We start from the raw sequence: 23,980 nt of genomic DNA, 5'->3' as shown, positions 1-23,980 counted from the left end.
CGACCAGAATTTAGTAAGTTTGGAGGCGATGCAAAAACAATTATTAAACAATTATCAAGTATCCAAAGACCATAAATTTGTCTAATTTACGGCGGTTTATATACTGTCAAATAGCTCTGTTTACTCCTGCTTACCTACTTATCAGATGGAAGAAAGTTGAGTTAAATAATAACATAATCTTCGCCCAAAATAGCTTGATTAACCTGCGGTTCCGGCTCTACTGGGTCGCTGTAATGAGTGTCAATGTATTTCATGAAACTTTCCCGATAAGCTTTGAGATGCGAGTTAAGTGCTTCGATATCCTGCTCTCCTGTTGCGAAACCCCTCTCTCTTCTGAAGTGACCGGATTCCTTAACAAAAGCCATGTCAACTTGCCACAGAGCCTTATCAATCGGGCGATATGACAAATCAACAATATCGTAAGCTGCGAATCCTTGGGACTTCATAAAACTCATTACATCATACATCTGACCGAACAAAGTAACTTCTACAATTACATATTCAGTCTGCTGCAAAATCTCAGTTGCGCCTGCTAAAACATCTAATTCCTGTCCGTCTACATCAACTTTAATTAAATACGGGCCTGACAAGTTTCTTTCCCTGCATATTCCATCCAGGGTAATTGCTGGTATTTTTCTCAAATAAGGATCGCTGCTGTCAGTAACGCGATTTTCAGAAAGTGAAGAATGCACCATACCGGGACTGACGTTGAGGGTGAAAACTCCCGATTCTTTGCTCGCGGCTGCAATAATGTATTCTGCACTTTTGAGCTTGCGGCAAATTTTGGCGAGGTAAGGTTCATTTTCGGCGATCGGCTCAATTAGCAAATGTCGCGAATTGGGAAAAGTTTCGTAAAGGTTAAAAGTTCCCAATGCCGCGCCGACATCAATCACAGTTTTGGGTTCAAAACCTAACTGTTTAGCCAGCAGCAAGCTGCCTGACATCGAGTTTCTGAGAATTCCTGTTTGTTGTTGGCTCACAATTTTTTCCTGATTTCAATGTGGACAAACTTAATATTATGTCTTGCAGCAGAGTTATTGTATGTCCGAATAAAGAAACGAAGCAATCGCAAACCTCGGCGATTGCTTCGTTTCGGCTCGCAATGACAGAAATAGGTTTAAACTCAGATGTTGCACCATTGTCAATAAGCTTTTTATGAACAGGCAAAATGCCTGTTCCGCAATATACATTAAATTTTATTGTGGAACAGGCAAGATGCCTGTTTTTGAGAATGGTGCAAGATGTGAGTTTCAATGCAACCTCCTACTATTTTGGGGATTTCTGCGCCTTGTTTTCCGGTTCGACAGATTGCAAAGCTTCGTCGAGAATAGCCCGCGCTTCTTCGGCTTTACTTCTAGCTTCTCGATAGCGGACGTTAGCTTGAGCAAAATTTTTGAGAACCTTGAAACCATCTTTCAAACGACCAATTTCCTCGGCCGTCACAGCCTCATCTGTAAATAAAATGTCGATCGCCGCCCGGATTTTGAGTGCTTCTTCCCGGGATTCCATGACTTTCAATTTGAGACTTGCCAAATTGCTCAAAATCTGGACTGCTTCAGTAATCGCGTCCTCGCCGTCAGACGCAGCATCTTCGATATCCTTAACTTCAACAAACTGCTTGGGCCCAAATCCCTCCACGAGTTCCGTAGGCAGCTTGCCCTCATCCATGAGATCCATCAGCCGATCCATCGCTTCTTCCCGGGCTTTGGCTGAATCTTTCCCCTTGACAGTTAAAATAATTTCGGGGCTTTGAGGAAGTGTATAGCGAACCATATTTTGACAGCCTGTGCGCGAAAACAATTGAATGATATTTTATCTTTATTCGATCGCCAGTTGCAGCTATCAATCTGCTCCATTACCAACCGCTTGCCAAAACTGGACACATATACACTCAAAAGGAACCCTCGACAATGAAAGATAAATTTCTTAACTTGCTTAACTTGATTTTAGTAGCTGATGTGTTTTTCGTCTTTGCCATTTTTGGGTGGTTTGTGATCGCAGTAGCAGGTCGATCGACTGGGGTGAATCTCGGTTTTGATTTGTGGTACAGTCTCTGGCAGCCCGTATTTAATCCCGCCCTAGGAATTCTTATGGGCGGTGCTATTCTCAGCGGTATAATTAACCAAGTTTCTAAACGCCTCAATCCCAAGTAAAATTGATGTTTTGTTGGAGACGGTGATTGGCGATGCTACTTAGTTGGCGATCGAACTTGTGGGATGCGTCAGAGATGAGGCACTCCATTAGGTCGATGAAGCTTGAAAATACATAAGTAGTCAAAAGTGAGTGAAAAGCTCCCTGAATGAGCGATATCTTATGAAAGCAATCACAAAAGTTATGATAGCTTTACATTCTGTTACAGAGTAAAGTTTATTTTTGCTTACCTATTTACGTCGAAAATCAGGATTGGGCGATCGGGATCTAAAAAAATCAAGTCATGTTCTGAGTAACAAAAGTCGGGCATTAATTATGGGAGAACAAAAATGTATCGGTATCCTCACTAGCGGGGGTGACTGTGCAGGCTTAAACGCAGTTATCCGAGCCGTTGTCCACCGCGCAACGGGAACTTACAATTGGAAAGTGATGGGCATTCGTCAAGCCACCAAGGGATTGATGAGTCGTCCCCCTCAAGCAATTCCCTTGGATATTGAGAAAGTAGACTCGTGGCTCACCATTGGCGGTACGATGCTAGGCACGACTAATGAGGGCAATCCTTTTGCCTTCCCGATGTCTGATGGAAGTCTACGCGATCGTGCTGAGGATATTATCGAAGGCTATCATCAATTAGGTTTGGATGCCTTAATTGGCATTGGTGGCGATGGCAGTCTTGCCATTCTCAGGAAGATTGCTCAACAAGGTAATTTGAATTTAGTTGCTATTCCTAAAACTATTGATAATGATGTCGGAATTACCGAGCGTTCCATCGGTTTTGATACGGCTGTCAATATTGCTACTGAAGCACTAGATCGCTTGCATTTTACTGCAGCCAGTCACAGTCGCGTTATGATTGTTGAAGTCATGGGACGCGATGCCGGACATATTGCGATCAGTGCCGGAATTTCTGGGGGAGCTGATATAATTCTGATTCCGGAAATCCCTTACAAAATTTCCCAAATCTGTGCCCAAATTCAAGATCGCCAAGACCGGGGAAAAAACTACTGTTTAATTATAGTAGCGGAGGCAGTTCGCACAGAAGCAGGCGAGTTAGTAATGCACACAAATCGCTTAGGTCAAAGTCGATTAGGCGGAATTGGTCAGTATTTAGCTGATACAATTTCTGACTGTAGCGGTGCAGAAACTCGCGTCACTGTTTTGGGACATACTCAACGCGGGGGAACTCCTTCACCGCTAGAAAGATTAATTGCTTCTGCTTTTGGCGTGGCAGCAGTTGATTTAGTTGCCGAAGAGAAATACGACTGCATGGTATCTTGGCAAAAGCGGGAAGTTGTGAGCGTTCCTCTGGAAGATGCGATCGCCAAATACAGACCTGTAGAGTTCAATGGTACTCTGGTTAAAACGGCCCGCGGTTTAGGGATTTGTCTGGGAGACTAAACAATTACCCGTCCGATTTCTCAAAGTTTAAGTCGGGGACGCACTCAGAACCACGAAACTGGGTTAACCGAGACTGAGGGTTTTAAGCCAGTGTATTGTGCTTAAAAAACCAAGGTGCTCACCGGCGGTGCTTCCACGACTAATATTAACCTGGAAGTAGTGGCGTTTCAACTATGATTAGTGTACCTTGCAATTAGTTCCGAGCGAGTATCGACATCGAGCGCGATCGCGCTCGGAACTACAAAATACCGCAACAAGTAGAAAGGTGAGAAATTGACACCATTTACTGCACAAATTAGAGTGCGCCATTACGAAATGGACGCCCTCGGTCATGTCAATAATGCTGTCTACCAGCATTATTTAGAACACGCTGCGATCGAACATTTAGAACACTTGGGATTTACACTCGATCGCTACCGGGAACTGGGGGGCGTCTTTGTAATGCGGCGGATAGAGATTGACTATTTGCGATCTGCCGCTGCGGGCGATCGACTGGAGATATCAACTTGGATCGAACAACTGCGCGGCCCGCGCGCCGTCCGCCGCTACGAAATTCGCTTACTTGGAAGTGACGAAATATTGTTAAAAGCCGAGGCGCTTTGGGTTTGGGTTGAAGTTACCACCATGCGACCGCGAGCAATTCCCAAACAAATAATTGATATTTTTGAATCACAATCTCAAGCATTACCAACATAGAGAAAAAATCAACTATTATATTTGCAAAATCCTGTAAAAATCTCTTGGTTTGTAGAGAGGACTTCCGTCCTCTATTTCCCGTTTGTAGAAGTGCAAAAAGTTGATTGTGCAGCGGGCCGCAAATCCCGATGGCAAAAAGTCGGATTGCCCGCCTGCCAGTTTGGATGTCACAGAGGTACGATGGAATATAGGGAGGGAGGCCAAGCCCGCGAAGGTTAAGCTTGGTGACAATACCCACAGGAAGGAAAAAATGACACTTAACTTGCGGCGACCGATTTTAATAGGCGGAATAGGACTTTCAGCAGCGCTGTGGCTGCTGGAAACTCTACAGCATTCGGGTTCAGAAATGGGCGAAACGGCACTCATCGGCTTGGCTGCTGCCGGTGCGGGGTATTGGTGGTGGAAGCAACAATCCCCCAAACTGGAACTCGCACTCCCGGAACCCCTGGCGAACCGGGAAGCAGCCGAAAAAGCGATCGCAACCTCCGAAGCAGCCATTAAATTGCTGGCTTCAGAAGCTCAAAACTCCGCCGATCCTGCTAATCTAACAGCAAAGCTCGATCGGCTCAGAAGCGAATTAGACAGACAAGATTTGCGGATTACCGTAACTGGCGGTAAAGCTGTCGGCAAAACAGCCTTAATTCAAGTTTTAAATTCTAATTGGGCATCTCAACATCCGCAAAAGCTTAGTTTACAAGAAACGGCACCGCTGTTTGCTAATACAAATGCAGATGCCAAAATCAATGGTGATTTAGCGCTGTTTGTGACAGCGGGCGACATCACAGATTCCGAATTTCAAACATTATCTCAGCTAGCAGCAGCAGGTCAGCGCGTGCTGCTAGTGTGGAACAAACTAGACCAATATTTGCCAGAACAGCAGTCGCAGGTTTTGCACTCTTTGCAGCAGAAAATGCAAGGAATATTGGGAACCGAAGATATAATTGCGATCGCAGCTTCTCCCAATTCTATTAAAGTGCGCCGACACCAAGCGGACGGCACAGTTCAAGAACGCATCGAAAAGCAAGTATCTCAACTTGACCCGCTGACGGAAAGATTGACTAAAATCTTAACTGAAGAACGGCAACAGTTGGTCTGGGCGAGTGCAGTGCGCGAGGCTGCAAGTATCAAGTTAGAGGCAAAAACCTTATTAAATGCAGTCAGGCGCGATCGGGCAATTCCCATTATCGAACAATATCAGTACATCGCCGCCGCCGCCGTCTTTACTAACCCGGTTCCGGCTTTAGACTTGCTAGCAACAACCGCCATCAGCACCCAACTCGTCATCGACCTCGGTGCCATCTACCAGCAACAGTTTTCCTTAGACCAAGCTAAGACAGTAGCGGGTACTTTAGCTAATCAAATGTTCAAATTGGGATTAGTAGAACTGTCTACCCAAACTATTACTGGACTGCTGAAAAGCAATGCCGTCACCTATGTAGCAGGAGGCGCGGTGCAGGGAATTAGTGCAGCATATTTTACCAGAATAGCAGGACTGAGTTTAATTGAATATTTCCAAAGTCAAGAACTGGAAAATGCTCCCAAAGGCATTTTCAATCTCGACCAGTTGACTAAAACTTTGCAAGCAGTATTTACGCAAAATCAGCAAGTTTCCTTCTTGCAATCTTTCGTCAACCAAGTGGCGAGTCGCCTTTCATCTCAGGTATCTGGGCCCGAAACCGTTAAGTCGGCGGCCAATTAAGTAAAATAAAGGAACAGGCAAGATGCCTGTTCCACAAGACAGTTTTTCTGTTGTGGGACAGGCATCTTGCTTGTTCCCCGGCAGAACCAGGCAACCAGTTAATATTTTCCTTTTTCCTTCTGCCTTCTGTTATACAATCAAATAAAGTTTGCACGATGATACAAACTCAACCAAAAATACTAAGCTTTGAAGAATTTCTAGAAGACAAAGCCGAGAACAGATGCTACGAACTCCACGACGGGGTAATGGTTGAAATGCAGCCAACAGGAGAACACGAAGATATCACAGCATACCTTGTTCAAGAATTTACGCTGCTCTACACCCAACTGCAACTTCCATACCGCATTCCCTCGAAAGCGCTAGTTAAGCCCCCAGCTAAAGATACAGGATATATTCCTGATGTTTTGCTATTAAACCGTCAGGCTTTAGCGTCGGAACCCTTATGGTTGAAGTCAGCAACAATCACCCAAGGAACATCTATCCCGCTACTTGTTGAAGTTGTCAGTACCAACTGGCGCGACGATTATCTCAAAAAGTTGGCAGATTACGAAATGATGGGCATCCTCGAATATTGGATTGCGGATTATGCTGCATTCGGCGGAATACGTCATATTGGCGACCCCAAAGAACCCACGCTTTCGGTTTGCCAGCTTGTGGACGGAGAGTATAGAATTACACAGTTCAGAGGGAGCGATCGCATTATTTCACCTACATTTCCCAATATGGAGCTGAACGTCGATCAAATTTTCCGAGGCGGCGCCTAGTGTTAGGGAAAAGAACAGGCAAGATACCTGTCCAACAAAAATTTTTTGTTATTGTGGAACGGGCGGGATATCCCGTTCAATATTTTTTGGAAAACTCACAACAAAAAAATTATAAATTTATGAAAAATTGTATTAAAATAAGAAATAGGATTTATAATTCGACGATCAATTATACCTGCTTAACAAAGCCGATCGCCAATGGCTGACAATTCCCTTCAAGAAAATCGCTTATCTCTTGCCCGTGCCAGTTTGCGCGAAGCCCTGGCGCGCTATTCCCACCTGCGCCAAGGGAAAAAAAACTCGAATAATACAGAATTAGAAGCGGCGCTGCAATATCAGTTAGATATCTTAACTTCCACCTCAGAAAAACTAGACCACAACATAATCCGCATTGCTACTTTCGGCCTAGTCAGCCGCGGCAAGTCAGCCGTATTAAACGCGCTTTTAGGTCACAAAATTCTGCAAACAGGCCCTCTCAACGGCGTGACTCAGTGGCCGCGTTCCGTGCGCTGGAGTGTGCCTCTATCCTTCCTTGACAACGACGAATCCCCCCAACCCCCCCTTGGCAAGGGGGGGAAAGGAGGGGTGCAAGTTGAATTAATTGATACTCCCGGACTTGATGAAGTTGGCGGCGAAGTGCGCGGCGAAATGGCGAAACAAGTAACTCGCCAAGCTGACTTAATTCTGTTTGTCGTTGCAGGCGATATCACCCGAACTGAATATCAAGCACTGTGCGAATTGCAAACAGCTCAAAAACCGGTAATTTTAGTTTTTAATAAAATTGACCTTTATCCAGAATTAGACAGAAAAGCTATTTACCAAAGTTTGCAAGCGCTGGGAAATTCTGAACAGTTAGCAGCCGCTGCGGTAACAGAGGAAACAGATAGCGAAAATTTGTCCGAACCCCCAAACAACTCCTCAGATAAATCTACTGCAAAATCACCCGCTAAAACTTCCAAATCTTTAGAAATAGTTATGGTAGCTGCGGAACCAGCGCCGGTGCAAGTGCGGGTGGAATGGTCCGACGGAAGAGTCACTTACGAATGGGAGTCGCCGCCCGCGCAGATAGACGAACTAAAAAATAAAATTCTCACCATTCTTAACAGAGAAGGTCGATCGCTCCTGGCTCTAAATGCTTTAGTTGAAGCTAGAGATGCCGAAGCACACATTGCCCGTCACGTTCTCAAATTGCGACAAACAGAAGCCGAAGATTTAATCTGGCAATTTGCAAAATATAAAGCTTTGGCTGTCGGTTTAAATCCAGTGGCATTCTTGGATGTAATGGGAGCAAGTGTCGCAGATTTAGCCTTAATTCGCTCTTTATCCAGACTTTACGGCTTACCTATGACTGGTTACGAGGCCGGGAAACTTTGGCAGACGATTTTCTCCAGTGCTGGCGGCGTACTTTTGGGAGAATTGGGTAGCAGTTTTCTGTTGGGATTTGGCAAAAGTGCGGCGGCTGCGGCCCCGCACATCGGCTTTTCTACTTTTGCCGGAGTTGCTGTCACTCAAGCTAGTTTAGCAGCTTATGGAACCTACGCTGTCGGTCGCGCCGCCCAAGTTTATTTAGAAAAAGGCTGCACCTGGGGCCCCCTGGGGCAAGATACGGTAATTCAAGACATTCTCGCCACCATCGAGCGTAATACAATTATCGATCGCTTGCAGCAAGAGTTTAAAATTGGCAATTAAAAATTGCCCTAGTAGTTGAGTAAGGTACGTCAGCAGATGGTTATTTGCGAATAATCGAAGAGCTAGGATCTGACGCACCCTACTGCTTTTATTCTTATACAATTGTCAAAAAAGAATGCAACTGTAGCTAAGCTCCACACCACCATCTTCATAAGTAATTTCCAATTCTTTAATCGAAAATCGAAAATCGTATTACCGTCTGGCAATTCTAACACCTTCCCTAAAGTGGGCGATTGTCGCAATTACCGCTATAGAAAAGTAAAATATTCTAATCAACCAAAAACAAACCCGCATTGACCAAGAAACAATAGTCGGAGCAATACCTGTGAACTGTACAAATCTGGAATTAACTCTTTTTTCAAAACTGTCAAGGTCTTTCATCTCCGATTGTTTCGTCGGAATAACCGGAAACTGACCAGTATATACGTAATAACCGATAAAACCTGGTAATCCAACTTTTCTATTCAAAAATGAGTTAGTTAAGGTTGCAGTTTGCGAAGGCGATAATTTATCCGATTCTTCCACTTTTTCCAGCCAAGCATTATATCGAATGGCTGGCGTAATCATGAAAACTAAGGGCACTATAACTATCAACAAAGCCGCACTAATTTTGCGACCGTATTGAGGGTGTAGAAGTCTTGTCGCCACACCCACTCCCATACCGATAAATGCAAATATCAATATATTTAACAGTTCAATAATTTCGATACCCCTCAACAAATCGCCGATAATCAGGATGGTATATAATAATTTGTCGGCTAGTAGCAGAGCGGCCCACTTGATGAGAATAGAAACGCCTACAATAGTAGCTACAATCGCCACATACCCGATGGCACCTAGAACGTACAGGAAAATCGAACCGGCTTGTTTGAATGATTGCATGGAATTATTCACTCTTGTGAAAGTTTAGGAGTCTGATTGACAAAATTTTTTAAAATTTAGAGCAATCTGGAGTTCCAAATTTGATTTTTAAAATAGATTAGCTTGACATCTTGAAATCAATCTACAATCGATCGACAAGTTCCCGCGCCGCCGCTTTGGTGACTTGTGCAATTCGTTCCTTCACAACATCCTCTTCGATCGCCCTCTGGTCGGTTTCTTGTTCGTGATCGATCCCCAACCATAAAAGATACTCGATATTACCTGCCGGGCCAAGTAAAGGCGACCACGTTAAGCCACGTTCCTGCCATCCTAAAGCTGTGGCTGCCTTCCACACTTGAAAAATCGCATCAGCTTGAGTTGCTGAGTCTCGCACTACGCCTTTTTTCCCGACTCTCTCGCGCCCTACCTCAAACTGCGGCTTTACCAGCAACACCGCTTCTCGCGGTGGTACCAACAATTCCCACAGCGCCGGTAAAATCTTATCCAGGGAAATAAACGACACATCTACTACCGCCAAATCTGCTCGCTCAGAGTCGCCGTAAAGCTCAGCAGCAGTCATGTACCGCAAATTGGTGCGTTCTTTCAAAATTACTCTCGGATCGTTACGCAAGCCCCAATCTGCTTGACCGTAGCCAACGTCTACGCCATACACTAGGGCGGCGCCGGCTTGCAGCAGACAGTCGGTAAAACCGCCTGTGGAGATGCCGCCGTCGAGACAAATTCTGCCTGCAACGGGAATCGCAAAAACTTCTAAAGCTTTGGCTAATTTGTCGCCGCCTCTGGAAACATAGCGCGATCGCTCTTTAATCTGAATTTTTGCTGCAATATCGACCTCAGTGCCCGGTTTGTCAACTACCTGTTGGTTGATGGAGACTTTCCCAGTGCGAATCAAGGCCTGAGCTTGCTGTCTGGAACTGCACAAATCTAGGCTGACCAATAATGTGTCTAGTCGCTGTTTAGCCAAGGTTTTTAATCTGTACGGATAGGGTTAAGAACAGTACCAGATTAGCACTTACGCACAAGCCCCACTGCTAATTTTTGCCGATTATTTTGGTTTTGAGATCATCACGGGGCGATCGCCCCAGCTCACATGATGTGACTGAGATCGCTGTGAGTGTGTAGTTTTATCACAGATAAACATTCATAGAATCACACAATAATTTTTGTGACTAGCGGATGATTTATATGCAGCTAAAAGCGCTACAAATACCATCAGGGCGATCGACTATGAAAACAATTAACTTTCCTATCAGAAATCCTGGCAATTGTCAAGAAAATCCCCTCGCCTTCGTCAGCGGTGATATCATCCACATTCTTTACCCCAATGGCGAAGTAGAAGCAACAACCGTCGCACAAATCGCTCTGCGCCAAACCAAAAATCCCCTGAACAAATGCCTCGTCTGGGGATGGGTTGACGATTTTTAGTACCAGTTTCAAACAAGAATGCAATTATAGGGAAGCTCCAAACCCTTAATTCATAAGTCATTCCCAATTATTCAAATTTTTAATCTCTTATTTTTAATCTGAAATCTTTAATCTAAAATTGTATAGCAACCGCCACACAGGTTAGGACATAAATAATGTCATGAATAGATCCTATGACCCTTTAGCATAAACGGTTTGATGCTCGTAGTATGTAACTGTCAACTGTCAACTGTCAACTGTCAACTGTCAACTGCTATATAACCCATAAAAAAAGATCGCTTGGAGGCTGTGATGCCAAAAAAAGCGATCGATCTAACTGCTGCTAAGTGCCAGCCACAAATGCAATTTGCTGCTAAAAGAACTAGCAAATTGACTTAAATATCTTGTTCGCTCAATTCGCGAATCATGTAATCAAAAGGCTGATCCAAAAAAGGCCCCACAGACAAGCCAGCAGCTTGCACCTGAGCCTTAACCATCTCCTTCATAATGCTAATCCCCATCACCGTCGGGCCAATGGGAACGCTTAGAGAATTGTAAGTTTCTCGCAAACCTTGCAGCACGCGCTCATCGAGCACGTCGGTACTTCCCGCCACCAGGGCGTAAGTAGCATAGCGCAAGTAGTAGTCCATATCCCGCAGACAAGCCGCGTAACGGCGAGTCGTGTAGGCATTTCCGCCCGGACGGATCAGTTCCGGCTGTTCAGCAAATAGCTGGATACCAGCTTGCTTGACAATTGCCGCAGCATTGCTGTTAATCGCAGCCGCCGCCTGTACCCGTGCCGTGCCGGTTGCAAAATAAGATTTCAACCGATCGATACCATCTCGGTCTAAATACCTACCAGCAACATCATAGTTTTCAATCAGGCTAGTCACTGCATCGCGCATAAGTTTCTCTCCCAAAAATCTTTATCAATACTTTGCTATCTGAGACAGACCGCCTATTGTAGACTACTACAAATCGGCGTTTGATTAAGATTTGAGATAGGATTTTCACGAAGGGTAGTCTATCCGTGGCAAACTGTCGTAAAATTTAGCCGTTTGCCTGGTATCTTCAGCCGAAAAATAATCCACAGGGCAAGAATCTCAAACTGCCCGACCGCAGTGGGCCGCTATTTCAAAATTTTGTAGCCATAGATACAAAATAGTGGATACTGAAGGCCTACGATCGCCCAAACAGTCTGAAATCGGCCGATCGCCAAGACACAACCAATATCAGGAGTAAGTCATGTTCCAGACACCCCAAGAAGCCTTAAACTACATAAAAGAAAATCAAATCCAGATCGTTGACCTAAAGTTCATCGATATGCCGGGGATCTGGCAACACCTTTCCCTGTACCACGACCAAATCGACGAAACCGCATTCACAGACGGCGTACCCTTCGACGGTTCCAGCATTCGGGGCTGGAAAGCCATCAACGAATCAGACATGACGATGGTCATCGATCCGACCACCGCTTGGATGGACCCGTTCATGGCAGAACCGACCATCAGCTTCATTTGCAGCATCAAAGAACCTCGAACCGGCGAACCGTACAGTCGCTGTCCGCGCACCATTGCCCAAAAAGCCATAGACTACTTGCTTTCGACCGGTCTCGGCGATACAGCATTCTTTGGCCCGGAAGCAGAATTCTTTATTTTTGATGACGTTCGCTTCGACCAAACCCAAAATTCCGGCTACTATTACGTAGATTCGATCGAAGGTCGCTGGAATTCCGGCAAAGAAGAAGCAGGCGGCAACCTCGGTTACAAACCGCGTTACAAAGAAGGTTATTTCCCAGTAGCACCAACCGATACCTCTCAAGACATGAGAACGGAAATGCTGCTGACAATGGCAAAATGCGGCGTACCCATCGAAAAACACCACCACGAAGTCGCCACCGGCGGTCAATGCGAACTCGGTTTCCGCTTTGCCACTTTAGTACAAGCCGCCGACTACTTGCTGACTTACAAATACGTCATCAAAAACGTCGGCAAAAAATACGGCAAAACGATCACCTTCATGCCCAAACCGCTGTTTAACGACAACGGTTCCGGGATGCACGTTCACCAGTCGATTTGGAAAGACGGCCAACCTCTATTTGCAGGCGATCAATATGCTGGTTTCAGTCAAATGGGACTGCATTACATCGGCGGCATTCTCAAGCACGCACCGGCACTTTTGGCAATCACCAACCCCACGACCAATTCCTACAAGCGTTTAGTTCCGGGCTTTGAAGCGCCTGTAAACTTAGCTTACTCTCAAGGGAATCGATCGGCATCAGTGCGGATTCCGTTGTCCGGAACCAACCCCAAAGCTAAGCGGTTAGAATTCCGCTGTCCCGATGCCACATCCAACCCCTATTTAGCATTTGCAGCCATGCTGTGCGCCGGCATTGACGGCATCAAGAATCAAATCGATCCGGGCGAACCTTTGGACGTAGATATCTACGACCTTTCCCCTGAAGAATTGAGCAAGATTCCTTCGACTCCCGGTTCCTTGGAAGGCGCTTTAGAAGCTTTAGAAAAAGACCACAGTTTCTTAACTGAAACCGGCGTATTTACCGAAGACTTCATCCAAACCTGGATTTCCTACAAACTCGACAATGAAGTCAACCCGATGCGGTTGCGTCCTCACCCCTACGAGTTTGCTCTCTACTACGACTGTTAGAAAATTAATAATTAAAAATTAAAAGTTAAAACTGGTAATTATACCATTTTTAACCTGTGATTTTTAATTAATAAGAACGCCGCCCTTAAAAGCGGCGTTTTTTTCGAGTTTAGAACTTCTGGATCAACGCCCACACTCTCCCGTTACCCGACACTATCTGGGCAACGCTGTTAGTAGTAGCACCCATTGTAGCCTCAGAGACATCCTCTACAGCCCATTTAGTTGCTTTCTCATCAACAATAAACAAATCGTCAGAGGTAGTGCCTTCCTGAACCCGATATATCTTATTCAAAATGAAACGCTGTCGCGCCTCAGCTTTTGGTATGCCCGTAACTTCATCAGGATCGATAGAGATGGCACTGCCTTCTTTTAATGTACCTTTTGAGTTGCTTAAATTGCGATCGTCCCTTTGAGCAACCCGCACGCCGTGAAGCTGCAAACCAGGGTCAGTCTCAGAGATATTTGAGACAGCAGCTAGCGCCCCACTTCTTTCCAAACCGAGAACCGCTGCAAAAGCCGTCAAAATTAGCAAAAGCTTGAAATGATTCACTGTATTTATGCTCATTTTTTTGTGAGGTGCTGCACTCATTCTAAATTAGCAATTAGCAATTAACAATGACTAAACGATGTCCGATATTTTTGTGATGATCCGCAATCAGAGTAATAATGCTATGACTTCAGTTAACGGCATTGCCTTTGTCACATTACTGACTCAAGAAGGACGACTGCTGGCTGAGGAGACAGTTGACCTGTTTGAGGCAGATGTGAATTTTGATAACCTGAAGCAGGGAAAATATACTGTAGTTGTCAGGCACGAAGGCGTTGAACCTCGATCGGCAACCTGTAGTGTTACAATCACCCATGAAGATAAAGTAATTATGCTGACATTTGTTTACTTGGAGCTAGAACGGGTGCTGCTCCGCATTCAAACTTCAACCGAAGAAAGACTATGACTGTGAAAGTTACTCCGCCAAATTCAATTAAAATGTTTCGCTATCGAGTACATTTCTTGGCAAAAGACCTCTGGAGGGAAAAAAACCCGGTTTGTCGGATGAATCTGGCTTTACAGTTAGCCGATGTGGCGACAACTCTGGCTAGGTTAGAAGTAGAAGAGGCGCGAAAATATCAACAAGAGTCTGCTAGTGTTGAGGCTTCAGACTCGACGGAAACTGAAAAGTTTTGAGTGTATGAGGTTGCTGTCTGTGAGCCCCGCAAGCCTTGCGTTATAGCAGTTTAAAAAAATAACGTAACTGTAGAAAAGCTCCAAACCCTGATAGTCATCAGTCATTTTTAATCTAAAATCTAAAATCTAAAATGGTATGGCTCGCAACTCAAAACTATTGTCATTTGTTGAGCTAGTAAAAAAATTATCTGTATAAAATTGAATCTCCGTGCTAAACAATAACTTTCTGCCTTGCGAGGTAATTGGTTGTCGAAAAAAGTGCGTTACACTTATATAAGTATCTTTACAAAACAACACAAAAGCATGACTGTTGCCTATCCCCGCAAGCTTCGCAACGCAATGGGAGCGCGCGAAATTTTAGCTAATGTAGTGCGCGATCGCGAAATTCACCTGATCACCCTCAACCGCTACCGATTTAGCGAACAGCGCAGTTGCAAAGACCTCACCGACGTGATCGAACAGCTAAACGGGGAACCAGCCGAACTCGTGCGCGACCTTTCTCGGCACATTTCCGACGAAGCGCGGCACGCCATGTGGCTCACCGACTTGCTGGTAGACCTCGGCCAAAATGTGGGAACGCCGCCAGGAGTCTCCTACATTGACGAATTTGAAAGGTTGTATGACAGCGAACAACAAGACCCTACCAAAAACCGCGAAGACTTTGTAATTTCTTCCCTCGCCGCGATTAACGTCACCGAGAAGCGAGGATGCGAGTATTTCGGCGCGCACATCCACGCCCTCAAACAGGCTCCCCAAACCGCAGAAAACATCAAAATCCGCGAAACAATCGAAAAGATTTTTCCAGAAGAAGCTGGTCACGTCCGCTGGGGCAATCGCTGGCTGGCCCAAATCGCCGACAAAAGCCCGGAACACCGCCAAAAGGTGGAACAGGCAAAGCGCAAGTATATGGCGATCGAACAAGCAGCTTTTGAATCAGGAATGGATATCATGCTGGGGGCAGAACTCCGCCGCGTCACCCGCCTCGTGGATATTGCCAACACCATGCCGATGTGGGAACGCCCGCAATACCTGATGGAACGCTTACCCAGAACCCTGCTGGCCCCGGATCTGCAAATGACTAGAGTCGATGTAGCTCAGCGGGCCTGGAACCGCGACCCGCAGGCATTTGTGGAGAAATTGGTTCCCATGTTCCTCAACGGCTTGAATACCATTGAGAAGAAGCCGGCGACGGCTAAGCCCAAGGCTTAAAAACGATCGCGAACCTGGTTGAAACCGCTTTGCAAGTCAAACTTGCGTCTGCCTCCGCAAACAAGCGAGATATACTGGTTCCTTGGCATAGCCTCGGAACCAGTTATTTAAAATCATAATTTTAAGCTTTAGCAAGTAAACTGATTATTGGAATAGTTTTCCATCTAAATATAATTATGACTACCAGCGAGCCGAACATACAAACAGCTTCCGCAGAAAGCCTCTCAAGTGAAAGTGCGATCGCCTCCGAGCAGGTCGAAAAAGCCACAGCCGTCACCTATGCAGAAGAAATTGAAACTGTCATCGCCAGCATGGCTGTAGACCAAAAAGTGATGGTCGGTCAAAGTGAAGCTGGCGGACATCTTTGGAAGTTTAAGTACGGCAGTGTTGAAGTGTTCGTGCAACTCACCGGCGAAACCGAAGATGATACTTTGACTGTTTGGGCTTTTGTACTGCAGTTGCCAGCGAAGAATGAAGCTCAATTAATGCGGAAAATTCTAGAAATGAATTGGCTGTCTACTTTAGAATCTCATTTTGCCATTGTTGACAATCAAGTTGCCGTAGTATCGACTCGGACGATGGCGGAAATCTCGACCGGGGAAATTTCTCGGGTTATTACTATTGTCGCCACGATCGCCGATGACAACGACGACCTGCTGCAAGCAGAATTCGGTCAGTAGTCATTAGTTAACAGTTAACAGTCAACAACTAACAGTTAACAGTTAACAGTTAACTAATATGCAGGCCCTGCGATCCAAGCAATAGTGATTCCCAGCCCCAAACCGACAAGCACTTGAAAAGGAGTGTGTCCCAGCAACTCTTTCAGGCGAGCCTCATTAAGGTTGTGATCTTCCTCAAAAAACTCGTCAATAATTTGGTTGAGGATGCGAGCTTGCTTGCCTGCTGCTTGGCGGACGCCTGCTGCGTCGTACATCACAATAATTGCAAAGATCGCAGCGATCGCAAAATCCGGACTTTCCCATCCCATCGTTTGTCCCACTCCAGCAGCCAAAGCGCCCACAAAAGACGAGTGAGCGCTGGGCATTCCCCCCGTTGTTACCAAATACCGAAGATTAAACTTGCGATTTTTGACCAACTCGATCGGCAGCTTCAGGATCTGAGCCGCCAGACAAGCGAGCAAAGCAACCACGAGTACATGATTGTTTAATATGCCGCTGCAAATTTCCTGCATAGTGTTTGGTATTTCTAGTTACTGCGGCTGGTAATAAAATCGGCGATCGCCAGCAGCGGTAGAGCTTTGCTCCCAAACACTGCCAATTGAGCCTTAGCATCAGCAACAAGCTGCGAAGCTTGGCGCCGAGACTCCTCAATTCCCCACAAACTCGGATAAGTGACTTTTCCTGCTTGAACATCTTTGCCAGCAGTTTTGCCCAGTTCTTCTTGGGTAGCAGTAATATCCAGAATGTCGTCAATGATCTGGAAAGCCAGCCCAATATTTTGAGCGAAACGAGACAGCCGCTGCAAATCTGCAGCCGAGGCCCCAGCCAGAATTGCCCCACAAACTACGCAAGCCTCTAACAGCGCCCCTGTTTTGTGAGCGTGAATGTAATTCAAAGTTTCCAGCGAAACATCTGTCTTTCCTTCCGATTCCAAATCAACCACTTGACCGCCTACGAGTCCAGCAGCACCCGATGCCCGCGCTAAATGGGCGATCGTCTGCAACACCTGCTGGGGGGGTACGTTCTGAGTTTTAGTGGCGATAAATTCAAAAGCATAGGTCAACAAACCATCGCCAGCCAAAATGGCGATATCCTCGCCGTAGACTTTGTGGTTCGTCAGTTTGCCACGCCGGTAGTCGTCATTGTCCATTGCTGGCAAATCGTCGTGAATCAGCGACATCGTGTGGATCATTTCCAAAGCGCAAGCTGTGGGAATTGCCATAGATGTAGTGCCACCGGCCAGTTCGCAGCTAGCCAGACACAGGATCGGACGCAGGCGCTTGCCCCCCGCTAGCAGCGAGTAGCGCATTGCTTCGTAAATTTTCTCTGGGTAGATGACCGGGAGTGCACTGTCGAGAGCTACCTCGATCGCCTCTTTTCGCTTGACTAGATAAGTAGATAAATCGAAAGAGGATTCCGGTTGGGACGAACCCATTTCTGTTGCCAATACCATCCCTTGCTCTCTTGTACTGAATAGTTACGTGGGATATTGTGAGCCGTTCAGGTCGCATCGTGCCGACTTTTACGGCGGTAGTTGCTCGGACTCCGAGCATCAATTAATCATTCTACGGGTGTTGTTGCACAGAAAATCTTTGAGTTTTGATAACTTTGTCAAATTACCAGTCAATCTAAAATTTACAATCTCAAATCTCAAATCCGCTAATGTGTCTGGCAATTTCCAAAAACTGCTGCACCGCCGCCGTTGGCTCGCTGCGCCAAATCAGAGCGATCGCCACAATGGAGGTTGATTCTGGTAACGCTTTGTAAACAACCCCGCTGCGCTGGAAATTTTGCATCGACGCCGGGACTATCGCCACTCCCATCTCGGCGGCTACCAGACTCACAATGGTTTGCATTTGAATTGCTTCTTGAGCTGCGATCGGGCTAAAACCTGCTTGTTGACAAAGACTGACGATCGCATCGTACAATCCCGGAGCCTGGGAACGCGGAAATAAAATGAACGGTTCCGTGGAAAGTTCGCGTAATTCAAGATGCGTGCGATCGGCCGCCGGATGCGTTTTTGGAAGTGCCACGATCAGGGGTTCTCGAAAAACGATTTCAGAATTTATCCCATCTTCCTCAACCGGAGGGCGCACGAAGCCGATATCAATTTGCCCGAACCGCAGCCGCTGCAACTGTTCGTTTGTCGTCAGTTCGTGCAGTTCCAGCTTAACGGCGGGACACCGAGTGCGAAACGCCTGCAAAATCGCTGGAACCACGTTGTGTGCTGCAGAACTCACAAAGCCGATCGTCAGTTGGCCGAGTTCGCCCCGACTGGTTTGTCGGCCGAGTTGAATTGCTCGATCGACTTGCTGCAGAATTTTCCCAGCCTCCTCGAAAAACACCTGTCCCGCTGCCGTTAAATGCACCGTCCGCTTGGTGCGCTGAAACAGTTGAAACCCCAACTCTGCCTCTAAATGCTGGATTTGTTGGCTCAGCGGTGGTTGGGCAATATGCAGTTTTTCGGCTGCACGAGTGAAATTCAGTTCCTCTGCAACTGCAATGAAATAACGCAAATGCCGAAGTTCCATAGCTCCCCAATCATTGATATTTTAAAAGTATAAGTGGTTAGTTAAACATATATTGGACATTTATGATGGCATTTAATACAGTGATTAATAGGCGAAATTGAGAATTAAACAATGGCTAATTTGAATATCAAAATTAGAGAAGCAGAGCTGGCAGATTTGGAATTAATCGTGGATTTTATTTCCCAAAAAAGCGACTTCGATGGCTCTAAAAACCTGTTGACAGCAACAGCCGATAAATTGCAGCAAACGTTGTTTTGCCAGCCTCCGCTAGTGCGGGTTTTGTTGGCGGAAGTTGCGGGAGAAGCGGTAGGGTTTGCTATGTTTTATGCTTCTTATTCAAGTTTATTGACGCAGCCGTGCCTTTGGCTTGATGATTTATTTGTGCAAGCTCCTATGCGCGGTATGGGAATCGGTACAGCGCTGTTAAAATATTTGGCACAAATTGCTGAGTCTACAAATTGCGGGCGTATGGAATGGACTGTTAATACTGGCAATGCGCCGGGAATTGCTTTTTATGAAAAGCAGGGAGCGCGCATTTTGGAAAATATTATGGTTTGCCGAATCGAGGGAAGTGCGATAGCCCAACTAGCCAAGAAATAAGTTGGTTGGTTTTGTGAAGAAGGATTTTTTTTAATTAACCGCAGAGACGCAGAGAACACAGAGAAAGAGAAGAAAGGTTCAGGGTAGTTATCATGGCACAAGATTCTTGGAATACAAGTCTTTACGAACAACAGCACGCTTTTGTGTGGCAGTACGGCGAATCGCTTTTGGAGTTACTCGTTCCTCAATCTGGAGAACGTATTCTAGATTTGGGCTGCGGTACGGGACAGTTAACTGAAAAGATTGCTCAAAGTGGTGCTTTGGTGCAAGGTATTGATTCATCTTTGTCGATGATTTCCACGGCAAAAGTTAACTATCCTCACATCAAGTTCGATACAGCGGATGCGAGGAATTTTAAAGTAGAAGAGCCGTTAGATGCTGTGTTTTCTAATGCGGTTTTGCATTGGATTAAACAGCCGGATGCTGGGATTAATTGTGTGGAAAAAGCGCTGAAGCCGGGAGGGCGTTTTGTTGCTGAGTTTGGCGGTAAGGGGAACGTGGGGGCGATCGTCCGCGCACTTTTGAGTGTTTTGTCAGAAATTGGCTGCCAGGAGCCTGAAGCGCTTAATCCTTGGTATTTTCCGAGTATTGGCGAGTATGCTGGGCTTTTGGAAAAGCAGGGATTTGAGGTTAGTTATGCCGTTTTGTTCGATCGCCCGACTTCCCTAGAAGACGGCAGCGCGGGTATGGTAAATTGGATTGAAATGTTTGCTGGCGAGTTTTTGTCGGGGTTGTCTGATGATGTGCGATCGCACGTAATTAACCAAGTTGCAGAGCGTTTGCGGCCGACGCTGTACCGCGATGGTAATTGGATTGCAGATTATCGCCGAATTCGCGTTGTTGCTGTCAAAAATTCCTATTGACAAATATAAGGCTACAAATCTCCCCGATTTGTAGCCTTCGTCCACTCAGTATGCCCATCGCGCCGCACGCTAGTCCCAGCAGTTATTTTCTTTTCCTATTGTAACTGCGCTTTTGTGTAGAGCCCCATCAATTCTCCCCTGCCAAAAACTTACTAATCAGGCTTTTTGGATGTTGAATTTTACAGCCATATTTGTACGGGTAAGCCTATCCAATAAAAAATATTGTTGCCATGATACTTAGCCTCAACCAAAATAGACTTTTTCTTAATAAATAAGAATCTAATCTGGCGCTTCCATAGGGAGCAGGAAGCAAAAACTAACTAACACTTAAAAACATACATAACAAATACTACAAAAGTTACGCTCAAAGCGTTTAGCCCTTCTCGCCAGTGCGACCAATTTCCCGCAGCAAACTGCCCCGCTAGCCATTTGTAAATTTGCTGATAGCGAAAAACTCGATCGGGAAAATGTGCGATCGTAAATTCGTATCCGCAAACACCGCAACAACTCGGTTTCATGGATCAACCGGGTTGCTAAATACAGACCTTAGTTTAAATCTGTTCTTCCCCTTGATTAAAACGCTGAATTCCGTGATTTTCCTCGACTTGCAAAATAGCATCATTGGGAATATTGAGGATGCCTGTAAATGAATTTTGGCTTACTTTCAAAGCTTTTTCCTTATTTTTGTGTTCGGCAAGTTCGCGCTGTAAATTGTCAATAATCTGTTGAAACCGGGCAGATTGTCTCAGCATTTCTTGTTCGGAAAAGTCCAGCAATTGCATCAGAGTAGCCACTTGATATTCCAGTAATTGGGTTTCGCAATTATTGTTATTTGTAACAAAGGTGGTAGGCTTTTCTGAATATTCAAAAACACTCTTTTCGTCGGGGAGGGACAATGCTGTTTTGACACTAAGTGCCAAATTTTTAAACATTTCAGCCCTGCTTTGGGGAATTTTAACTTTCAGGAACATCATTACCGCAAACAAACTTCCTGACGGCAGAAGTCCCCCAAATCCCAAGACAGACTTGACCTGGTAGGGGATAATTAAAGAATTTTGCTCAGGAATAAAGGGGCTGCCTTTTGCCTCTGATACATAAAAAATATTTAATATTGCCGGCTCTAATTGCAGGAACCTTTCTGGCTCAATTCCGAGGAATGTAGGAATGTCTAAACCAAACTGCCGGATTATTTCCGAAATCGCCGGCATTTGAGCCACTAATTTTGTGCAAACTAATGGAATAGCTGTATTTTGTGCTGCTGTGTGCCGAGAATTCCACTGCGGTTCTGTGCCTGCGGCTGCTAGCAGAGTCCAACATTTCATGTCGGCGGCTGGGGAATTGCCCTTCATCAAGCGGCGGGCGGATTGTTGCAATGAGTCTTCTAATTCCCCGTAGGGATGAGTTTTGAACAAACGCACTAAGGCACAGGTATTTTCTCCTGTTTGCGAATCGCAAAAATGTTGGTAAATATAGTTAACAATCTTCTGGCTGGTGGCTTCCATACTAGCAGTATTTCTACCTAAGTGGCGCAGGACTAAGCTGCATTTAGCCATATCTTGCGGGGTAAATAAGGTAATATCGTACATTAAAAAATGCTCTCCAAGAGCTCAAACACTCTTGTTCATTTATCGTTAAGGCCGCTACGGCATCCGGAATCCTACTGAGAGTTTTGAACAAAGTGTTAGTGAAAATATGTAGAAAATTAGCCCGCCAAATGCAGCGCTTGTAGGGCAGGATACAGAAATTAAGATTAAAGCAAAAAAAATCTATTTCCTAGGGTAGGCGACAAGGACAGAAAAGCCGATGTAGGATTCTTAAAAAGATTTTTAATGACCACTCTCCCAAAGAAATTAAAGAAACGGAGTTTTTCACCGGATATGCCTCGCGTTTTACAGGGCATTTTCGTAGATAAAAGTCGGTTTCTGGGTAAGCCATATTCACCGAACTCCTAGAAACTTAAGCTGCAATTTTTGTGGCGGGCGATCGCACGCCGATTAATCAAAAATTGGTAAAATTTCGGCAGTCTTGGACGCAGAAACCGGGTTTGCTTACAGAGAAAAAACCCGGTTTCCTGGGTATTGGTAAGTAGATGGTGTGTTCAAAACTTTTAACCACCCCAAAAAAACTCTACTCAGCAGGTTGAGACTTTGCTTCCAGGGCATCTTTAGCAGACAATCCCTGATCTTGAACGCCAAAATACCACAAACTAGCAGCAGCTTCGGCGCGAGTCACCGATTTCTTCGGCTGAAACAGAGTAGTAAAACCAAAAACGCGGCGAATATTCGCCAAGTCTCCATTGTTAAAATCAGCTAAAACTGCCCGCGACGCCTGGGAATCAATCTTAGAAGCATCTTGAAAACCCCACTTTTCTTTCACTCCGTCAATGTTAGCTGTCGGTAAAACTTGACGACTATCTAAAGGTACTTTCCAGAGAATCATTGTTTCGCGAGTTAAAGGTGCATCCGGGCGAAATTTCACATCTTTACTTTCACCCGAAAGCGAACTCGGAATTACACCGGCTTCTGCTAAACCTTGAATTGCTGAAAAATCCGGGTCTGTTTTGGGTACGTCAGAAAAGGCTGGTTCGCTAGAGTCTACAGCTAATCTAATTTGTTTGGCTTGACGGCTAGCATAAATCTGATTGTTAGCTGCTACTAACCAGCGCGCGTATTCGCGGCGAGTGATAATTTTGTTGGGTTTGGGCAAAGTGCTGGCTGTTTCTAAATTAGCACCTTCTGTCGATCGCACTTTCAGCACTTCCAACTGACTTAAATCAGCTACATACTGCCGCAACTGTTGAGGAATTTGGGTGTCTAGTTGGCTAACTTGTGCTGATTTTGGCGAGGCGGAGGGCGTTGGAGTAGTTCCCTCTGAATTAGATGGAGTTGGTGAAGCGGTTGGAGATGCGCTAGACTCGGAATTGTTAGGTTGGGGACTGGTGGCAATTTCGGGGCTTTCTTTGCTGTAGTCGATCGCAAATTCTGTAGAACCTCCTACTTTCTGAGTAGGAGAAAGCGACACTGTTACCCGTAAATTATCTCGCGTTGCTACCAAAGAACCTTGTCCCTCGGCGGTGGGGCGGCTGACTATTTCCCAGTTGCGACGCCCAAACTCTGTGGAGTAAAAGTTCTGAATCGAATTAACAGGATCAGTGCTTTCCCAGCGCAGCCTCACATTTTTTTGCGACGGATCGGTTTGCCCACCAACTTCGATTAACTCAGCATTAGGATAGAGTGGAATCTCTGTCGGGAAATCGGGAGGAAGTTTGGCGCTAGAGTTTGTCTCAATTGCTGTCGCTGGTGGGGGGGAAGAGAAAACTACTGGATTTTGTTTTAATTTCGGATCGGCGGCTAAAGATTCTTCGAGTGCCTTGCTGTTGGGGCTGTTTGCACAACCTGTGACAGCAGCAAGCAGACACACAGCCAGCCAAGTATTTACAGTAGCGAGTATATTGGTTTTATTGGTTTTATTGGTTTTAGATCGTCCTTGAGAGTTGCCTCGCCGTTGAGTAAATATAATATTGAGCATAAATCCCCCCTTTGCGGATATATTTCTAGGCTAGCG

The 23,980-nt window shown here is 45.6% G+C and carries 26 protein-coding genes and 1 pseudogene; 15 read left to right on the top strand and 12 right to left on the bottom strand.

Going from position 1 to position 23,980, the window contains the following annotated elements; all coding sequences use genetic code 11:
- Positions 1-161 precede the first annotated feature (161 nt).
- Both QUA25_RS05030 and QUA25_RS05025 read right to left on the bottom strand, forming a co-directional pair.
- Positions 162-980, bottom strand: a complete 819-nt coding sequence (locus tag QUA25_RS05030; RefSeq protein WP_333036074.1) for an FkbM family methyltransferase — start codon at positions 978-980, stop codon at positions 162-164.
- Between the two features lie 286 nt (positions 981-1,266).
- On the bottom strand, positions 1,267-1,773 hold the full coding sequence (locus QUA25_RS05025; protein WP_333036072.1) for a hypothetical protein: 507 nt from the start codon (positions 1,771-1,773) through the stop codon (positions 1,267-1,269).
- 137 nt (positions 1,774-1,910) lie between these two features.
- On the opposite strand from QUA25_RS05025, the gene QUA25_RS05020 reads away from it, so the two are divergent.
- The 7 genes from QUA25_RS05020 to QUA25_RS04990 all read left to right on the top strand — a co-directional run bounded on the left by QUA25_RS05020 (position 1,911) and on the right by QUA25_RS04990 (position 8,397).
- On the top strand, positions 1,911-2,153 hold the full coding sequence (locus QUA25_RS05020; protein WP_333036071.1) for a hypothetical protein: 243 nt from the start codon (positions 1,911-1,913) through the stop codon (positions 2,151-2,153).
- A gap of 313 nt (positions 2,154-2,466) precedes the next feature.
- Entirely contained in the window at positions 2,467-3,549 is a 1,083-nt protein-coding gene (locus QUA25_RS05015) for an ATP-dependent 6-phosphofructokinase (protein ID WP_333036070.1), read from the top strand.
- A gap of 273 nt (positions 3,550-3,822) precedes the next feature.
- Positions 3,823-4,245 carry a thioesterase family protein gene (locus QUA25_RS05010; protein WP_332953014.1) on the top strand — a complete coding sequence of 141 codons (423 nt, stop codon included), beginning with the start codon at positions 3,823-3,825 and terminating at the stop codon, positions 4,243-4,245.
- Positions 4,246-4,266: 21 nt separating this feature from the next.
- Positions 4,267-4,464: a hypothetical protein gene (locus QUA25_RS05005; RefSeq protein ID WP_333036069.1), complete on the top strand. Its 198-nt coding sequence runs from the start codon at positions 4,267-4,269 to the stop codon at positions 4,462-4,464.
- A 31-nt stretch (positions 4,465-4,495) separates the two neighbouring features.
- Entirely contained in the window at positions 4,496-5,944 is a 1,449-nt protein-coding gene (locus tag QUA25_RS05000; protein ID WP_333036068.1) for a slr1306 family protein, read from the top strand.
- A gap of 155 nt (positions 5,945-6,099) precedes the next feature.
- Entirely contained in the window at positions 6,100-6,708 is a 609-nt protein-coding gene (locus tag QUA25_RS04995) for a Uma2 family endonuclease (protein ID WP_333036067.1), read from the top strand.
- Between the two features lie 198 nt (positions 6,709-6,906).
- Positions 6,907-8,397 carry a DUF697 domain-containing protein gene (locus QUA25_RS04990; RefSeq protein ID WP_333036066.1) on the top strand — a complete coding sequence of 497 codons (1,491 nt, stop codon included), beginning with the start codon at positions 6,907-6,909 and terminating at the stop codon, positions 8,395-8,397.
- Positions 8,398-8,589: 192 nt separating this feature from the next.
- Here QUA25_RS04990 and QUA25_RS04985 read toward each other — a convergent pair whose 3' ends face one another.
- Both QUA25_RS04985 and QUA25_RS04980 read right to left on the bottom strand, forming a co-directional pair.
- Positions 8,590-9,279, bottom strand: coding sequence for a hypothetical protein (locus QUA25_RS04985; RefSeq protein ID WP_333036064.1), 690 nt, complete (start codon positions 9,277-9,279; stop codon positions 8,590-8,592).
- 121 nt (positions 9,280-9,400) lie between these two features.
- Positions 9,401-10,243 carry a TlyA family RNA methyltransferase gene (locus QUA25_RS04980; RefSeq protein WP_333036063.1) on the bottom strand — a complete coding sequence of 281 codons (843 nt, stop codon included), beginning with the start codon at positions 10,241-10,243 and terminating at the stop codon, positions 9,401-9,403.
- 263 nt (positions 10,244-10,506) lie between these two features.
- Here QUA25_RS04980 and QUA25_RS04975 point away from each other — a divergent pair, with 263 nt between their 5' ends.
- Complete coding sequence (locus QUA25_RS04975) at positions 10,507-10,704, top strand: hypothetical protein (RefSeq protein WP_333036061.1); 198 nt, start codon at positions 10,507-10,509, stop codon at positions 10,702-10,704.
- A gap of 374 nt (positions 10,705-11,078) precedes the next feature.
- Here QUA25_RS04975 and apcB read toward each other — a convergent pair whose 3' ends face one another.
- Entirely contained in the window at positions 11,079-11,588 is a 510-nt protein-coding gene (apcB, locus tag QUA25_RS04970) for an allophycocyanin subunit beta (protein WP_333036060.1), read from the bottom strand.
- Positions 11,589-11,928: 340 nt separating this feature from the next.
- Between apcB and glnA the strand changes: the two genes are divergently transcribed.
- Entirely contained in the window at positions 11,929-13,350 is a 1,422-nt protein-coding gene (gene glnA / locus QUA25_RS04965) for a type I glutamate--ammonia ligase (protein WP_333036059.1), read from the top strand.
- A 109-nt stretch (positions 13,351-13,459) separates the two neighbouring features.
- Here glnA and QUA25_RS04960 read toward each other — a convergent pair whose 3' ends face one another.
- Positions 13,460-13,915 carry a hypothetical protein gene (locus tag QUA25_RS04960; protein ID WP_333036057.1) on the bottom strand — a complete coding sequence of 152 codons (456 nt, stop codon included), beginning with the start codon at positions 13,913-13,915 and terminating at the stop codon, positions 13,460-13,462.
- A gap of 106 nt (positions 13,916-14,021) precedes the next feature.
- Between QUA25_RS04960 and QUA25_RS04955 the strand changes: the two genes are divergently transcribed.
- The 4 genes from QUA25_RS04955 to QUA25_RS04940 all read left to right on the top strand — a co-directional run bounded on the left by QUA25_RS04955 (position 14,022) and on the right by QUA25_RS04940 (position 16,422).
- The gene (locus QUA25_RS04955) at positions 14,022-14,303 is read left to right on the top strand and encodes a hypothetical protein (protein WP_333036055.1); all 282 of its coding nucleotides are present in this window, start codon (positions 14,022-14,024) and stop codon (positions 14,301-14,303) included.
- Positions 14,300-14,533, top strand: coding sequence for a hypothetical protein (locus QUA25_RS04950; RefSeq protein ID WP_333036053.1), 234 nt, complete (start codon positions 14,300-14,302; stop codon positions 14,531-14,533). The genes QUA25_RS04955 and QUA25_RS04950 overlap by 4 nt, the downstream gene beginning before the upstream one ends.
- A 303-nt stretch (positions 14,534-14,836) precedes the next feature.
- The gene (locus tag QUA25_RS04945) at positions 14,837-15,742 is read left to right on the top strand and encodes a ferritin-like domain-containing protein (RefSeq protein ID WP_333036051.1); all 906 of its coding nucleotides are present in this window, start codon (positions 14,837-14,839) and stop codon (positions 15,740-15,742) included.
- A gap of 176 nt (positions 15,743-15,918) precedes the next feature.
- Positions 15,919-16,422 (top strand): YbjN domain-containing protein, encoded by a 504-nt coding sequence (locus tag QUA25_RS04940; RefSeq protein WP_333036050.1) that lies wholly within the window; start codon positions 15,919-15,921, stop codon positions 16,420-16,422.
- Between the two features lie 53 nt (positions 16,423-16,475).
- Here the strand turns inward: QUA25_RS04940 and QUA25_RS04935 are convergent, their stop codons facing one another.
- The 3 genes from QUA25_RS04935 to QUA25_RS04925 form a co-directional block, all read right to left on the bottom strand.
- Entirely contained in the window at positions 16,476-16,934 is a 459-nt protein-coding gene (locus QUA25_RS04935) for a divergent PAP2 family protein (RefSeq protein WP_333036048.1), read from the bottom strand.
- A 14-nt stretch (positions 16,935-16,948) separates the two neighbouring features.
- Positions 16,949-17,875, bottom strand: coding sequence for a geranylgeranyl diphosphate synthase CrtE (gene crtE / locus QUA25_RS04930; protein WP_333036045.1), 927 nt, complete (start codon positions 17,873-17,875; stop codon positions 16,949-16,951).
- Between the two features lie 190 nt (positions 17,876-18,065).
- Positions 18,066-18,953: a LysR family transcriptional regulator gene (locus tag QUA25_RS04925; RefSeq protein ID WP_333036044.1), complete on the bottom strand. Its 888-nt coding sequence runs from the start codon at positions 18,951-18,953 to the stop codon at positions 18,066-18,068.
- A gap of 111 nt (positions 18,954-19,064) precedes the next feature.
- Between QUA25_RS04925 and QUA25_RS04920 the strand changes: the two genes are divergently transcribed.
- Entirely contained in the window at positions 19,065-19,553 is a 489-nt protein-coding gene (locus QUA25_RS04920; protein WP_333036043.1) for a GNAT family N-acetyltransferase, read from the top strand.
- 83 nt (positions 19,554-19,636) lie between these two features.
- Positions 19,637-20,416: pseudogene (locus tag QUA25_RS04915) on the top strand (class I SAM-dependent methyltransferase); the annotation flags it as partial.
- 320 nt (positions 20,417-20,736) lie between these two features.
- On the opposite strand, the gene QUA25_RS04910 reads toward QUA25_RS04915, so the two are convergent.
- The 3 genes from QUA25_RS04910 to QUA25_RS04900 all read right to left on the bottom strand — a co-directional run bounded on the left by QUA25_RS04910 (position 20,737) and on the right by QUA25_RS04900 (position 23,944).
- Positions 20,737-20,934 (bottom strand): hypothetical protein, encoded by a 198-nt coding sequence (locus tag QUA25_RS04910; protein WP_333036041.1) that lies wholly within the window; start codon positions 20,932-20,934, stop codon positions 20,737-20,739.
- A gap of 33 nt (positions 20,935-20,967) precedes the next feature.
- Positions 20,968-22,002 carry a histidine kinase gene (locus QUA25_RS04905; protein ID WP_333036039.1) on the bottom strand — a complete coding sequence of 345 codons (1,035 nt, stop codon included), beginning with the start codon at positions 22,000-22,002 and terminating at the stop codon, positions 20,968-20,970.
- 541 nt (positions 22,003-22,543) lie between these two features.
- Positions 22,544-23,944 (bottom strand): S-layer homology domain-containing protein, encoded by a 1,401-nt coding sequence (locus QUA25_RS04900; protein WP_333036038.1) that lies wholly within the window; start codon positions 23,942-23,944, stop codon positions 22,544-22,546.
- Between the last annotated feature and the right edge of the window lie 36 nt (positions 23,945-23,980).

The sequence above is a fragment of the Microcoleus sp. Pol17C6 genome (assembly GCF_036701145.1).
Lineage (GTDB): Bacteria > Cyanobacteriota > Cyanobacteriia > Cyanobacteriales > Microcoleaceae > Microcoleus.
This window is presented reverse-complemented; position numbering and strand designations above follow the sequence as displayed.

Coding starts and splice junctions, on each gene's coding strand:
- QUA25_RS05025 (WP_333036072.1), bottom strand. CDS start 1,773: ATGGTTCGCTATACACTTCCTCAAAGCCCCGAAATTATTTTAACTGTC.
- QUA25_RS05020 (WP_333036071.1), top strand. CDS start 1,911: ATGAAAGATAAATTTCTTAACTTGCTTAACTTGATTTTAGTAGCTGAT.
- QUA25_RS05015 (WP_333036070.1), top strand. CDS start 2,467: ATGGGAGAACAAAAATGTATCGGTATCCTCACTAGCGGGGGTGACTGT.
- QUA25_RS05000 (WP_333036068.1), top strand. CDS start 4,496: ATGACACTTAACTTGCGGCGACCGATTTTAATAGGCGGAATAGGACTT.
- QUA25_RS04995 (WP_333036067.1), top strand. CDS start 6,100: ATGATACAAACTCAACCAAAAATACTAAGCTTTGAAGAATTTCTAGAA.
- QUA25_RS04990 (WP_333036066.1), top strand. CDS start 6,907: ATGGCTGACAATTCCCTTCAAGAAAATCGCTTATCTCTTGCCCGTGCC.
- QUA25_RS04985 (WP_333036064.1), bottom strand. CDS start 9,279: ATGCAATCATTCAAACAAGCCGGTTCGATTTTCCTGTACGTTCTAGGT.
- QUA25_RS04975 (WP_333036061.1), top strand. CDS start 10,507: ATGAAAACAATTAACTTTCCTATCAGAAATCCTGGCAATTGTCAAGAA.
- apcB (WP_333036060.1), bottom strand. CDS start 11,588: ATGCGCGATGCAGTGACTAGCCTGATTGAAAACTATGATGTTGCTGGT.
- glnA (WP_333036059.1), top strand. CDS start 11,929: ATGTTCCAGACACCCCAAGAAGCCTTAAACTACATAAAAGAAAATCAA.
- QUA25_RS04960 (WP_333036057.1), bottom strand. CDS start 13,915: ATGAGCATAAATACAGTGAATCATTTCAAGCTTTTGCTAATTTTGACG.
- QUA25_RS04955 (WP_333036055.1), top strand. CDS start 14,022: ATGACTTCAGTTAACGGCATTGCCTTTGTCACATTACTGACTCAAGAA.
- QUA25_RS04950 (WP_333036053.1), top strand. CDS start 14,300: ATGACTGTGAAAGTTACTCCGCCAAATTCAATTAAAATGTTTCGCTAT.
- QUA25_RS04945 (WP_333036051.1), top strand. CDS start 14,837: ATGACTGTTGCCTATCCCCGCAAGCTTCGCAACGCAATGGGAGCGCGC.
- QUA25_RS04940 (WP_333036050.1), top strand. CDS start 15,919: ATGACTACCAGCGAGCCGAACATACAAACAGCTTCCGCAGAAAGCCTC.
- QUA25_RS04935 (WP_333036048.1), bottom strand. CDS start 16,934: ATGCAGGAAATTTGCAGCGGCATATTAAACAATCATGTACTCGTGGTT.
- crtE (WP_333036045.1), bottom strand. CDS start 17,875: ATGGTATTGGCAACAGAAATGGGTTCGTCCCAACCGGAATCCTCTTTC.
- QUA25_RS04925 (WP_333036044.1), bottom strand. CDS start 18,953: ATGGAACTTCGGCATTTGCGTTATTTCATTGCAGTTGCAGAGGAACTG.
- QUA25_RS04920 (WP_333036043.1), top strand. CDS start 19,065: ATGGCTAATTTGAATATCAAAATTAGAGAAGCAGAGCTGGCAGATTTG.
- QUA25_RS04910 (WP_333036041.1), bottom strand. CDS start 20,934: ATGAAACCGAGTTGTTGCGGTGTTTGCGGATACGAATTTACGATCGCA.
- QUA25_RS04905 (WP_333036039.1), bottom strand. CDS start 22,002: ATGTACGATATTACCTTATTTACCCCGCAAGATATGGCTAAATGCAGC.
- QUA25_RS04900 (WP_333036038.1), bottom strand. CDS start 23,944: ATGCTCAATATTATATTTACTCAACGGCGAGGCAACTCTCAAGGACGA.